General features: G+C 59.8%; 12 protein-coding genes. 3 read left to right on the top strand and 9 right to left on the bottom strand.

Features of this window, described 5'->3' with window-relative positions:
- Window positions 1-102: 102 nt before the first annotated feature.
- From GOW60_RS13010 to coxB, 9 genes are all read right to left on the bottom strand, one after another.
- The gene (locus tag GOW60_RS13010) at window positions 103-687 is read right to left on the bottom strand and encodes a GNAT family N-acetyltransferase (protein ID WP_117869702.1); all 585 of its coding nucleotides are present in this window, start codon (window positions 685-687) and stop codon (window positions 103-105) included.
- A complete protein-coding gene (locus GOW60_RS13005; RefSeq protein ID WP_171229604.1) occupies window positions 687-1,949 on the bottom strand; it encodes a pitrilysin family protein in 1,263 nt (420 codons plus the stop codon). Before GOW60_RS13005 ends, GOW60_RS13010 begins: the two co-directional genes overlap by 1 nt.
- Window positions 1,946-3,334 (bottom strand): threonine synthase, encoded by a 1,389-nt coding sequence (gene thrC, locus GOW60_RS13000; protein WP_171229603.1) that lies wholly within the window; start codon window positions 3,332-3,334, stop codon window positions 1,946-1,948. The genes GOW60_RS13005 and thrC overlap by 4 nt, the downstream gene beginning before the upstream one ends.
- Window positions 3,331-4,008 (bottom strand): SURF1 family protein, encoded by a 678-nt coding sequence (locus GOW60_RS12995; RefSeq protein WP_171229602.1) that lies wholly within the window; start codon window positions 4,006-4,008, stop codon window positions 3,331-3,333. Before GOW60_RS12995 ends, thrC begins: the two co-directional genes overlap by 4 nt.
- A 157-nt stretch (window positions 4,009-4,165) precedes the next feature.
- Window positions 4,166-4,981, bottom strand: a complete 816-nt coding sequence (locus GOW60_RS12990) for a cytochrome c oxidase subunit 3 (RefSeq protein WP_152457261.1) — start codon at window positions 4,979-4,981, stop codon at window positions 4,166-4,168.
- Window positions 4,982-5,003: 22 nt separating this feature from the next.
- Window positions 5,004-5,579: a cytochrome c oxidase assembly protein gene (locus GOW60_RS12985; RefSeq protein WP_152457260.1), complete on the bottom strand. Its 576-nt coding sequence runs from the start codon at window positions 5,577-5,579 to the stop codon at window positions 5,004-5,006.
- Window positions 5,579-5,740 carry a hypothetical protein gene (locus GOW60_RS12980; protein ID WP_171170832.1) on the bottom strand — a complete coding sequence of 54 codons (162 nt, stop codon included), beginning with the start codon at window positions 5,738-5,740 and terminating at the stop codon, window positions 5,579-5,581. Before GOW60_RS12980 ends, GOW60_RS12985 begins: the two co-directional genes overlap by 1 nt.
- A complete protein-coding gene (gene cyoE, locus GOW60_RS12975; protein WP_171229601.1) occupies window positions 5,737-6,687 on the bottom strand; it encodes a heme o synthase in 951 nt (316 codons plus the stop codon). The genes GOW60_RS12980 and cyoE overlap by 4 nt, the downstream gene beginning before the upstream one ends.
- A gap of 88 nt (window positions 6,688-6,775) precedes the next feature.
- The gene (coxB, locus tag GOW60_RS12970; RefSeq protein ID WP_171229600.1) at window positions 6,776-7,687 is read right to left on the bottom strand and encodes a cytochrome c oxidase subunit II; all 912 of its coding nucleotides are present in this window, start codon (window positions 7,685-7,687) and stop codon (window positions 6,776-6,778) included.
- A 176-nt stretch (window positions 7,688-7,863) separates the two neighbouring features.
- Between coxB and tldD the strand changes: the two genes are divergently transcribed.
- The 3 genes from tldD (at window position 7,864) to topA (ending at window position 13,444) form a co-directional block, all read left to right on the top strand.
- The gene (gene tldD / locus GOW60_RS12965; RefSeq protein ID WP_171229599.1) at window positions 7,864-9,285 is read left to right on the top strand and encodes a metalloprotease TldD; all 1,422 of its coding nucleotides are present in this window, start codon (window positions 7,864-7,866) and stop codon (window positions 9,283-9,285) included.
- Between the two features lie 239 nt (window positions 9,286-9,524).
- Entirely contained in the window at window positions 9,525-10,649 is a 1,125-nt protein-coding gene (dprA, locus tag GOW60_RS12960; protein WP_171229598.1) for a DNA-processing protein DprA, read from the top strand.
- Window positions 10,650-10,816: 167 nt separating this feature from the next.
- Window positions 10,817-13,444 (top strand): type I DNA topoisomerase, encoded by a 2,628-nt coding sequence (gene topA, locus GOW60_RS12955; protein WP_171229597.1) that lies wholly within the window; start codon window positions 10,817-10,819, stop codon window positions 13,442-13,444.
- Window positions 13,445-13,446 lie beyond the last annotated feature (2 nt).

Raw genomic sequence — 13,446 nt, 5'->3', positions numbered from 1 at the left:
ACCCCGAGTGTAGCGCAGAACTACGACAAGTCATGCCCCTTGTTCATCTGGCCCCAAATATCCCGGGGGAGGCGCGGCTTGCCGCGACGGGGGCAGCGCCCCCTATCCTGCGTCGGTTTTTCCGCGCCGGTCAGACCGCAAGCTGGCATACAGAACATGCGTCCGCCACCGCCCGTTGATTTGCAAATACGACTGCGCCACGCCCTCGTACTTGAAGGCCGAGCTTTCCAGCAACCCGCGCGACGCCCGGTTTTCCGGCAAGCAGGCGGCTTCAATCCGGCTCAGGTCCAAACGGGTAAAGGCATGGTGAACCATCGCGCCGATGGCTTCACGCATATACCCTTGTCGGGCAAAGGCCTGACCGGTCCAGTACCCCAATGTGCCCGCCTGCGCGGGACCGCGCCGAATGTTGTCCAGCGTGATGGCCCCAACCAACACGTCATCCTCGCGGCGAAACAGAAAAAGCGGGATTGCCGTCCCGGCCGCTACCGAACGTTGTGCCCAATACACCCGGTTTGTAAAGGATTTGCGGCTCAGGTGGTCCTTGGCCCAGATCGGTTCCCATGGCGTCAGATAGTCTTTCGAGGCCCGCCGCAACGCGGCCCAATCGTTGAAGTCCGAATGTACTGGCGGGCGCAGGCTGAGCCGCGCAGTCTCGAGTTTCAGCTTGCGTCTGCCCAACAGCATCACGCCGCCCGCCTCTCCTGTAGTTCGGCCAATGTCGGCGCCCCCGAAACCGGCCCGTACAGCGCCAAAGCGGCAGGTGCGTTTACGGCCATCTGCTCGGCAAATACGCGCACATCTTCGGTGCTGACCGCATCAATCCGGGCCACCGTATCCTCCAGAGACGGGACCCGCCCCCAGATCTGAACCAGCCGCGCCAAGCGTTCGGCCCGGTTTGACGGGCTTTCCAGCCCCATCAACATCCCGGCTTTCATCTGCGCACGGGCACGGGCAACCTCTTCCGTGGTCATGTCCTCGGCTGCGCGCTTCATCTCGTCGATGGTGATGGTGGCAAGCTCTGCCACCTGATCTGCCGAGGTGCCGGCGTAGATCGTCGTCGTACCGGTATCGGCATAGGCACCGGTCTGGGCAAAGATCGTATAGCACAGCCCGCGCGACTCGCGCACCTCCTGGAACAACCGCGAAGACATGCCACCCCCCAAAGCGGTGGAATAGATCTGCGCCGTATAGATCGCATCGTCGCGATAGCCCGGGCTTTCCAGCGCAAGTGCGAAATGCGCCTGCTCCAGCACTTTTTCCTGCCGCGCTTCACCACCGGTAAAACGCGCAGGCTCGGCGATCAGCCCGGTGCGTGGTTGCAGATGACCGAACATCTCTTCGGCCATTTTCATCAGTTGATCGTGATCCACGGCACCGGCAGCGGACAGGATCATCTGATCGGGGCCATAATGCTCGGCCACGAACCCCGACAGATCCTCGCGCGAGAACGCACTGACCCGCTCGGATGGTCCCAGAATGGTGCGGCCCAAAGGCTGGTCGTGATAGCTCTGCTCCTGCAACCAGTCAAAGATCACATCGTCCGGCGTGTCATAGGCCTGGCCGATCTCCTGAAGGATCACGCCGCGCTCAACCTCGATTTCGCGCGGGTCGAAAACCGGGTTCAGAACGATATCGCCGATCACGTCCATCGCCAGCGCCACGTCGTCCTTCAGAACGCGCGCGTAATAGGCCGTTACCTCGCGCGAGGTATAGGCGTTGATATACCCGCCCACATCCTCGATCGCCTCGGCGATTTGCAGCGCCGAACGTCGCTCGGTTCCCTTGAACGCCATATGCTCAAGGAAATGTGCGATGCCGTTCTGTTCGATCCGCTCATGCCGCCCACCGGCGGTTACCCAGATGCCGATGGCCGCAGATTGCAGCCCCGGCATGTGTTCACTGACGATACGAAAGCCGTTCTTCAGTTGGTCTTGTCTGACAGTCACTCGGCGATGTGCCCTTTGATATGATCCTCGATGGCGCCCAGATCATTGGCGATCCGGGTGACCCGTTCCGGACGTTCATACAGATCAGACATGCGGGATGGAAGAGGCGGATGCACGTCGCTCGCCTTCTCGACCGCCGCAGGGAACTTGGCGGGATGCGCAGTGGCCAAGGTGATCATCGGGGTATCGGTGGCACGGTGGTCTTCGCCGACCTTGATCCCGACCGCAGTGTGGGGGCAGACCAGTTCCGCGCTGTGGGCAAGCGTATGCCGGATCGTCGCCAGCGTTTCGTCTTCGGACACCCGGCCCGAGTCGAAAGTTTCGCGCAGCGCTTCCATCGCGCCCTGGCTGACGTTGAAGCCGCCATTTTTGAGCTCATCCATCAACTGCGCCACGGCACCGCCGTCCTCGCCATAGGCGTAGTACAACGCACGCTCAAAGTTCGAGCTGACCTGAATGTCCATCGACGGGCTGATCGAGGGGATGGTGTCGCCCTTGAAATACCCCTCACCCGACAGGCAGCGGTGCAGGATGTCGTTCTGGTTGGTCGCAACGACCAGACGGTCGATGGGCAAGCCCATGCGCTTGGCCAGATAGCCCGCGAAGATGTCGCCGAAATTGCCGGTCGGCACGGTGAAGCTGACCTTGCGGTGCGGCGCGCCCAGGCTGACGGCGGCCGAGAAGTAATAGACGATCTGCGCCAGCACCCGGGCGAAGTTGATCGAATTCACACCCGCCAGCTTGACCCCGTCGCGGAAGTCGAAATCGTTGAACATATCTTTCAACGCTGCCTGACAATCATCGAAATCGCCATCCACGGCCAGAGCATGAACATTGCTGTCCGCAGGCGTCGTCATCTGGCGACGCTGCACCTCGGACACGCGGCCGTGCGGGAACAGGATGAACACATCCACGGCATCCAGCCCCCGGAAGGCCTCGATCGCGGCCGAGCCGGTGTCACCGCTGGTGGCGCCGACGATGGTCACGCGGTCATTGCGCCGTTTCAGGGCCACCTGGAACAGCTGGCCGATCAGCTGCATGGCAAAGTCCTTGAACGCCAGCGTGGGCCCATGGAACAGTTCCAGCAGAAAATGGTTCTCGTTCAGTTGCTTCAACGGTGCGCGGGCATCATGGCCAAAGCCTTCATAGGCGCGGGCGATGATCTGCTTGAACTCGTCCTCGGCAAAGGAGCCGCTGACATAGGGCCACATCACACGGAATGCGATGTCTTCATAGGGCAGACCAGCCAGCGCCGCGATCTCGTCATGGCTCATCACCGGGATCTCGGCGGGCAGATACAGACCCCCATCGCGGGCCAATCCGGTCAGCATCGCCTCTTCAAAGGTCAGTTCTGGCGCTTGGCCACGGGTCGAGATGTATTTCATTGCTCTTCACTCTCAGAAGGGGCGCGATTGCGCCACAGGAAATAACCGGTCATCACAGCCCAGACCAGAGCCAAGCCAAACCAGGTGATTGCATATTGCAGGTGATCATTTGGAATCCCCGCCGTATCCACCGGCAAAGGCGTCACGTTCGGGTCGGTCTGAGACCGCGCGATCAGCAACACCGGATCGGCCCCCAAAGCGGCGGCCAGATTGGGCACGTCCCGGGCAAACCAGATGTTGTCGTCAAAATCGGGCTCGGGCGTATAGCTGTCGACCTCATCCGGCCAGTGCAGGTTGCCGGTGACCTCCATCGGGCCGGTCAGACGCGGCGCCTGTTTCGCCGTTGTCGGCACAAACCCCCGATCGACCAGAATTGTGCGGTCCTCGGTGCTGAACGATTGGATGATGCGATACCCTGCCCCGACCTGTTTGACCGAAACAAGCACATGGATTTCGCCTGGTTCCATCTCGCCCGAAACCGTTACCGGAAGGTATTTGTCGGTGTCCTCTAAAACCTGCCGGGGCAAGGCGATGGGGTCGGCCGACATGCGGCTTTCGATCTCTGCCAACAGCTCCTGTTTCCAGGCCAGACGCTGCATCTGCCAGGTACCCAGCGACAGCAGAACGCCCAAACCGGCGAGGCCGAAGATCAGCAGGAACAGAATGCGGCGCATGGCAGGGTCGAACCTCGTTTCAGGAACCGGCGTCTTGTTAAGGGGCGTGTGGGCCAAATTGCAACCACGCAATTGTATGGGGCGCAATCTTGCGCCCGGAACAGAGAAAAAGCCGCCCCTCAAGGGCGGCTTTTGCAATTGGATCAGCTGATCGGGCTTACATCAGCGGGGCCTGTCCCCAGATGTAGACCGCGAAAAACAGGAACAGCCAGACAACGTCAACGAAGTGCCAGTACCAGGCCGCCGCCTCGAACCCGACATGCTTTTCTGGCGTGAAGTCGCCCTTGAGGGCCCGGATCAGGCAGACCGACAGGAAGATGGTGCCGATGATGACGTGGAAACCATGGAAACCGGTCGCCATGAAGAAGTTCGAATAGAACTGATCATCGCCAAACTTCCAGCCTTCATGGGCCAGCAGCTCGTAATACTCGAACGCCTGCAAACCGGTAAAGGCAATGCCCAGAACGATACCGATGGCCAGACCGTTGATCAGCGCTTTGCGGTCGTTGTCATGCACCAGCGCGTGGTGCGCCCAGGTAATAGCACAGCCCGACAGCAGCAGAACCAGAGTGTTGATCAGCGGCAGGTGGAACGGGTCAACCGCGTGGATGTCCGGCTGGATGTATTCGGTGCCGGCATAGTCGTACATCGGGTACATGCGATGTTTGAAGAAAGACCAGAACCAGGCAAAGAAGAACATCACCTCGGACATGACGAACAGGATGAAACCGTAGCGCAGACCGATGCGAACCACAGGGGTGTGATCCCCCTGGCGGCTTTCAACGACAACTTCGGACCACCATGCGAACATGGTGTAAAGAACTGCGACCAGACCGGCCCAGAACATCCACGGGGTCAATCCGTGCATCCAAAGGACGGCTCCGAACAACATCACAAAGCCGCCGACAGCTCCGATCAGAGGCCAGATCGACGGGGCCAGAATGTGATAATCATGGTTTTTAGCGTGTGCCATCAGCGTCCCTCACCTACAGGCGTTAGTTCGTGTTTGTTTCTGCCTGCGCTTCAAGGGCGGCATAGCCCTCTGGCAGGTCGATTTCGTAGAATGTATACGACAGCGTGATCGTATGAACATACTTTGCTTCAAGATCTTCGACCATTTCAGGATCGACGAAGAAGGTCACCGGCATCTCTACCCGCTCGCCGGGTTGCAGCACCTGCTCTTCAAAGCAGAAACAGGCAATTTTTTGAAAATACCCGCCTGCCGAATAGGGTGCCACATTGTATGAGGCCTGACCCGCTATTGGACGATCCGTTGGGTTATAGGCCTCATAGAAAGCCAGTCCGGTCTCGCCGATGCGCACTTCCATCTCGCGAACGACCGGTTTGAATTCCCAGGCCATGTTTTTGGCCTTGGACGCATCAAAACGTACGGTGACCGTACGGTCCAGAATGTCTTCGGGGGCAGCTTCGGCCACACCGGTTGTACCGCCAAATCCGGTCACGCGGCAGAACCAGTCGTAGAATGGTACCGCCGCCCAGGCCAGGCTGCCCATCAGGACAACCACACCTACGGTTTGAGCGACCGTTTTCTGTGGACCAGACAAAGCCATCAGTTCTGGACCTCCTGTGTGGCCATATTGAAATCAGTGCCCGAGACCTTGACGATCGTCAGGCCAAAAATGATCACGATAAAGGCAACCAGTGTCAGTCCAACGCCCAGATTGCGGCTGAACCGTCGCTGATGCAGTTCATGGCTTTTGCGCAGGCTCATGACCATCCTCCCAAACCATAGGGTTTCAGCAAGGCTTCGGCCAGAATAGCGCCGAAATGCAGGAAGAGGTAGAGCAGCGAGAGCTTGAAAAAGCTGCGTTCGACCTTGAAATTATCGGCCTCCGAGTCATCCTCGGTCCGACGCGAAATTTGCCAGGCGCCGCGCAGGAACAACGCGTTCAACACCAAAGCCACGGTCAGATAGATGGGACCACCGATGCCAGAGAATGCGGTTCCCACCGCCAGTATCGCCAGCAAGCCCGTATAGACGAGAATGTGCACACGCGTTGCGCGGCGGCCGTGTGTCACGGTCAACATGGGCACGCCCGCATCGTCATAGTCCGAGCGCATGAACAGGGCCAGAGCCCAGAAATGCGGCGGTGTCCACATGAAGGTCAGGGCGAACATCAGCCACGGCTCAACCGCCATGGACCCGGTTGCGGCCACCCAGCCGATCACCGGAGGGAAAGCGCCTGCCGCACCACCGATCACGATGTTCTGCGGTGTCGAGCGCTTCAGCCACATCGTGTAGACGACGACATAGAAAAAGATTGTGAAGCCCAGAAACGCACCTGCGAACCAGTTGGTCGCAAGGCCCAGCATGATCACCGACAGGCCCGACAGGGTCAGGCCGATGGCCATCGCCTCACCCTCTTCCACCTTGCCGGAGGGGATCGGGCGACCTTTGGTGCGTTTCATCACCTTGTCGATATCCGCATCCCACCACATGTTCAGCGCACCCGATGCGCCGCCACCGATGGCGATGAACAGAATGGCGCAGAACCCGACAAAGGGGTGGACCGGAACCGGGGCCGCCAGCAGACCGACCAGCGCCGTAAACACGACCAGAGACATCACGCGTGGCTTCAGCAAGGCGAAGTAATCGCCAAAGCTGGCCTCGTCCGCGTGGGCGGTCGCTGTGCTGGCATTGATGCTTGCGTCGGTCATCTCGGGTCCTTCTGGGGCGAAAGCTGCGCGGTCAGCCCGCACAGCCTGCATTTCGTATCAGGCGGGCTTCAACCCGCCCTCAGTGTGCTCAGTTCGATGCAACCTGATAGCTTTGCGGCAAACCGGCATATTCTTCGATCGCGCCTTGCAGCCACTGGTCATACGCTTCCTGGCTGACGACTTTCACGGTGATTGGCATATAGGCGTGGTCTTTGCCGCAGAGTTCCGAACACTGACCGAAGTAGATGCCTTCCTTCTCGGCCTCGAACCACAGTTCCGCCAGACGCCCGGGCACGCCATCCTGCTTTACGCCGAAGGATGGGATGGTCCAGGAGTGAATCACATCAGATGCGGTAACCTGCATCACGACGACCTTGCCAACCGGAACAACAACGGCAGTGTCCGTGGCCAGCAGCCATTCGTCATCGCTGTAACCCGCATCTGCCAGCTTCGCGCGCATGGCATCGTCAAGCACAAACGGGGTCACGTCGGCGTCAGCCGGGCGCGCGCCCTCGTCCAGAGTGGCCGGATGGCCCAGCAGGTAGCTGTCGAAGGCAAAATCGTGATCAACATATTCATAGGTCCAATACCACTGGTTGCCCACGACTTTGATAGTGATGTCGCCTTCCGGGATCTCCTGCTGCTTGAACAGAACCGGCAGCGAAAACGCACCGATGAAGACCAGAATCAGGATTGGGCCAAGGGTCCATGCAATCTCAACCGGGGTGTAGTGCGAAAAACGTGCCGGTTTCGGGTTAACGCGTTCGTTGTAACGCACGATGCAATAAACCAGCAGGCCAGCAACCAGCAGGCAGATGACGGTGATGATCACCAGAATCATGCCGTCCAGACGCTGAATTCCTGTGGCAAGGCTGGTGGCTGCCGGCTGAAAGCCCATACCGCCGTCAACCGGTTTGCCAATAATCTCAAGCTCCTGAGCCATGGCTGGAAGGCTGGAGAGGGCTGTCATAAACCCTGAAAGCATCAAAGCATTCTTCATGTTCTGTCCTGATCGTTTGATCTTTGCGTCCCTGGCGAAAAGGTGTGAATCGGTCGCACCTCTCCCGTTGTCTTTGGCCGCGTTAAAAACCATATTCCGTCGGGTAGATAAAGCAAAATGCTTGCGTCAAACAGACGCTATTTTTGATCTGGATCAAACCCGAAAGGTCCCAACCCATGTCCGACGCCCCGTTTCGCCCGTTTGAAAGCGCTCTACCGCACGATGAAGCGCTTGCCATTTTGCGCTCGGCCACGGACGGTGCCGAGGACGGAGAGCTGTTTGTCGAGCGGCGAAAATCCGAGTCTCTCGTGTTCGATGACGGCCGTCTGCGCACCGCGTCTTACGATGCGTCGGAAGGGTTCGGGCTGCGTGCCGTACAAGGTGAAGTGGCTGGATATGCGCATTCCACAGACGTTTCGATTCCTGCCCTGAAACGGGCGGCGGAAACGGCAAGACTGGCTGTCGGGGATGGCGGCGGGGTCTTGGCGGATGCTCCGCGCTCCACCAATACGCGCCTCTATACGGACGAAGACCCGATTGATTCTGCCGCTTTCCCGGTCAAGATCGAGACATTGCGTGAGATCGACGCCTTCGCCCGCGACCTGGACCCGCGTGTGGTTCAGGTTAGCGCCACGATCGCGGCAGCAGTGCAAGAGGTCGAAATTCTGCGTCCTGACGGTGTGATGGTTCGCGATGTGCGCCCCATGACCCGCGTGAACGTGTCGGTCATTGTCGAACAGAACGGACGCCGCGAAAGCGGATCCGCGGGCGGTGGTGGCCGGGTTGGCCTGAGCGGGTTGATCGACCCCGCCGACTGGCAGGCCAAGGCCCGCGAAGCCCTGCGCATCGCACTGGTCAACCTGGACGCAGTTCCTGCGCCGGCCGGTGTCATGGAAGTTGCGCTTGGCCCCGGCTGGCCTGGCATCCTGCTGCACGAGGCCATTGGCCACGGCCTGGAAGGCGACTTCAACCGCAAGGGCAGCTCGGCCTTTGCCGGGTTGATGGGGCAGCAGATTGCTTCAAAAGGTGTGACCGTGGTGGATGACGGCACGATTGCTGATCGTCGCGGTTCGATCACCGTGGATGATGAGGGCACGCCCAGCGCACGCACGGTGCTGATCGAAGATGGCGTGCTGACCGGCTACATGCAGGACCGCCAGAATGCCCGGCTGATGGGGGTTGCCCCGACGGGCAACGGGCGGCGGCAAAGCTATGCGCACAAACCCATGCCGCGCATGACCAACACGATCATGCTGGGTGGCGAAGCCGACCCGCAGGCCCTGGTGGCCGATATCAAGGACGGCATCTGGGCGGTTGGATTCGGCGGCGGTCAAGTGGACATCACCAACGGCAAGTTCGTTTTCTCGTGCACCGAGGCGTATCGTGTCGAAAACGGCAAAATCGGCGCGCCGGTCAAGGGCGCCTCGTTGATCGGTGACGGGCCATCGGCCTTGAAACGCATCCGAGGGCTGGGCAACGATATGGCGCTGGACCCCGGCATGGGTACCTGTGGCAAGGACGGGCAATGGGTGCCGGTAGGTGTTGGCCAGCCGACCGTCCTGATGGACGGGCTGACTGTCGGCGGCTCGGCCGCCTGAGTCGGACGCGGCGCAGTCCAAGAGGCGCAGGGTTAACTCAGCGCCTCTTTTTTCGCGAAGATCGCCTTTGGCGACCAATACGCTCTTTCTGACTGAGTATTATTTATTTTGTTTATTATCAATGTGTTCTATGTCTTTTACCTGACGAAATTGCAAAAAATCACTTCTAATTTTCAACGATTCACAAGCTGTTAACTGCCTGTCCCGTAAACCAGTTCTGCAACAAGGCGGAGCAACGGATGACCGAAGAGCAGCTTTCTTCCAATCACCCCCCACTCCCACCCACCACGGAAGAGGACCGGTTCTCGTGGCTTCGTCTGTTGCGTTCTCGCAAGGTCGGTCCGGTGACATTTCGTCGGCTGCTTCGCGAACATGGCTCAGCGCAGAACGCGCTGGCCGCGCTGCCTGAAATGGCACGCGCCGCCGGTATAAAAGGGTATGAAACCTGCCCCCCCGGCGTGATCGAGGTGGAACTCAGGGCCGCAAAAGCCGCTAAAGCGCGGCTTTTGTGCCTTGGGTCCGCTGAATTCCCCGCGGCCCTGGCTGAACTGAACGAAGCCCCGCCGCTGCTGTGGGCGATCGGAGACGTTTCGCTGTTGCAAAAACCAGCAATTGCGATGGTTGGCGCGCGAAACTGTTCCTCGCTCGGCGCGCGGATGGCACGTGGTCTGGCCTCCGAACTGGGCAGCAAAGGGCACGTTATCGTCTCGGGCTTGGCGCGTGGCATCGATACAGCCGCGCATATGGCCGCGCTGGAAACCGGCACGGTGGCAGTCATGGCCGGTGGCGTTGATGTGATCTATCCGGCCGAAAACACGGAACTGGCCCATGACATCGCGTCCCGCGGCTTGCGGATTTCGGAACAACCGATGGGCGTGACACCCCAGGCCCGGCACTTTCCACGCCGAAATCGGATCATTTCGGGGCTTGCGCAGGCGGTTGTCGTCGTCGAGGCTGCCGCCAAGTCCGGCAGTCTGATCACTGCACGGGACGCACTGGATCAGGGGCGCGAGGTTCTGGCCGTTCCCGGCCATCCGTTCGATGCGCGGGCCGCCGGCTGCAATCTATTGATTCGTGATGGCGCCACACTTGTCCGATCCGCCGAAGACGTTATTGAAGCCTTGCCGAGGCAGGACGACCTGTTTTCCCGGCCAATCGAACCGCCCTCGGAACCAATCGCGCGTCCTGCAAGAAACCTGCACGAGCAAATCATCGCGCGGCTTGGCCCCTCACCCATCGCCGAAGATCAATTGCTGCGGGATATCGCGGCGTCGGCCGGTGAGCTTGGACCGGCGCTGATCGACCTTGAACTTGATGGGCGAATCCAGCGTCAGCCCGGAGGTCTGCTGTCGCTGGCAAGTTGATCGTACCCTCGTACCGGCGTACCCGGTTTCTGAAGATCGGTGGTAGCGCACTGAAATCACGGCGCTTTTCCACCGGCGAATGGAACGCATTGACAATTCCTGCTTGCCCCACACATTTTGCACCACCATAGAAGGCGCCAAATTCGTCGAGCGAGGTTTCCCCTTAAATGCCCGTAGTTGTTGTAGAATCTCCGGCCAAAGCAAAAACAATCAATAAATACCTGGGCCCCGACTACACGGTTCTGGCCTCTTACGGCCATGTGCGGGACCTGCCGCCAAAGGATGGATCGGTCGATCCTGAACATGACTTCTCGATGAAATGGGAGGTCGGCAACGACAGCCGCAAGCATGTCAAGGCCATTGCCGACGCGTTGAAAGAAGACAATGCGCTGATCCTTGCCACCGACCCCGACCGCGAGGGCGAGGCGATCAGCTGGCACCTGCAGGAGGCATTGACCAAACGCCGTTCGATCAAGAAGGATACGCCCGTCAGCCGCGTCACCTTCAACGCCATCACCAAGGACGCCGTGACCGAGGCGATGCAGAACCCGCGTCAGGTCGATATGCCGTTGGTCGAGGCCTATCTGGCCCGCCGCGCGCTGGATTATCTGGTTGGGTTCAACCTGTCTCCGGTTTTGTGGCGCAAACTGCCAGGTGCGAAGTCGGCGGGTCGCGTGCAATCCGTCTGTCTGCGCCTGATCGTCGAACGCGAGATGGAAATCGAGGCATTCAAGCCGGTGGAATACTGGTCGGTTCGGGCGCTGTTCGAGACACCGCGCGGGCAGACCTATGAGGCGCGTCTGGTCACGCTGGCCGGCAAGAAGCTGGACAAACACGATCTGGCCAATGCGACGCAGGCCGAGCTGGCGGTTCAGGCCATCACCAGCCGCGCGCTGAGCGTGACCTCGGTCGAGGCCAAACCCGCCGCCCGCAACCCCAGCGCGCCGTTCATGACATCGACCCTGCAACAAGAAGCCAGCCGCAAGTTCGGCATGGGCGCGCGCCACACAATGCAGGTGGCGCAGCGGCTTTATGAGGCCGGGTACATTACCTATATGCGGACCGACGGCATCGACATGGCGCCTGAGGCCGTGACAGCCACGCGCGAAACAATCGCGGATCGCTACGGTGCAGAATATGTACCGGACAGCCCGCGCATGTATAAGAACAAGGCCAAGAACGCTCAGGAAGCGCACGAGTGTATCCGCCCGACGGATATGTCGCGCGACGCCAAGGCGCTGAAGGTCACGGATGAAGATCAGCGCAAGCTTTACGATCTGATCTGGAAACGCACCATCGCCTGTCAGATGGCTGCCGCACGTCTGGAGCGCACCACCGTCGAGATCGGCAGCGACGACGGTCAGGTCGGCCTTCGCGCCACCGGCCAGGTGGTCATGTTCGATGGGTTCATGCGGGTATACGAAGAAGGCCGGGATGACGTCGCGGACGAGGATGAAAAGCGTCTGCCACAGATCGCGCAGGGCGATCCGGCCCGTTTTGCCAAAACCTCTCTGAAGGATCAGTTTGCCAAGGCGACCAGCGACAGCGGCGACAAGATTGCGAAAGAAGCAATCCTGTCCGAGAACGAATCCGTTCTGGCCCTTCAACACCACACCCAACCGCCCCCGCGCTATACCGAAGCGACACTGGTCAAAAGGATGGAAGAGCTGGGGATCGGGCGCCCATCAACCTATGCTTCGATCGTAACGACGATCCAGGACCGGGAATATGTCCGCAAGGACAAGAACAGGCTGATCCCCGAGGAGAAGGGCCGGATCGTCACGATCTTCTTGCTGAATTTCTTCCGGCAGTATGTGGGGTATGAATTTACTGCCAATCTGGAAAAAGAACTGGATGACATCAGCGCCGGGGAGCGCGACTACAAAGACCTGCTGGGCAAGTTTTGGCGTGATTTTTCAGCCGCGATTGGCGAGACCTCCGAACTGCGGATTTCGGAAGTGTTGGACAAGCTCGACGAAGCTCTGGCTCCGCAGCTCTACCCGCCGCGCGAGGATGGGTCCGATCCACGTATCTGCCCGAAATGCGGCACTGGTCAGTTGCACCTGAAGACCTCTCGTACGGGTGGGTTCGTTGGATGCGGGAACTATCCGGAATGTACCTATACGCGCCCGATTGCCGGTGAAGGCGCGGAAGGTGACGAAAGGCTGCTGGGCGAAGATGCCGGGGATGAGATCTGGCTGAAGTCCGGCCGGTTCGGTCCTTACGTTCAGCGGGGCGAACCCACGCCCGAGAACAAAAAGCCCCCGCGCGCATCCCTTCCCCGCGGGTGGAGCAAGGATGACATGGACCTGGAAAAGGCGCTGACGCTTCTGTCCCTGCCCCGTCAGATCGGCGAACACCCCGAAGGCGGCATGATCAGCGCGAATTTCGGGCGGTTCGGGCCTTACCTGATGCATCAACTGCCGGAGGAGCCGAAGCCGGTCTACGCCAATCTGAAAGACCCCAATGACGTGTTCGAGATCGGCATGAACCGCGCCGTTGAGTTGCTGGCCGAAAAACGGGCAAACCCCGGTCGTGGACGGCGGGCCGCGGCAAAACCTCTGAAAGAATTGGGTGAGCATCCCGATGGCGGCGCGATGCAGGTTCTGGACGGGCGCTATGGGCCATATGTGAAATGGGAAAAGGTCAACGCGACGATCCCCAAGGACATCAAACCCGAGGACGTAACGCAGGAAATGGCCATCGAGCTTGTCAACGAGCGCGCTGCCAAAAAAGGCACCAAGAAAAAGGCCACGTCCAAAAAGAAAGCAACCACCAAGAAAGCAACAACCTAGGC

The organism is Ruegeria sp. HKCCA4008 (assembly GCF_013033125.1).
Lineage (GTDB): Bacteria > Pseudomonadota > Alphaproteobacteria > Rhodobacterales > Rhodobacteraceae > Ruegeria.
Note: the sequence above shows the minus strand (reverse complement) of the source record. Positions and strands in the feature narration are given on the sequence as shown.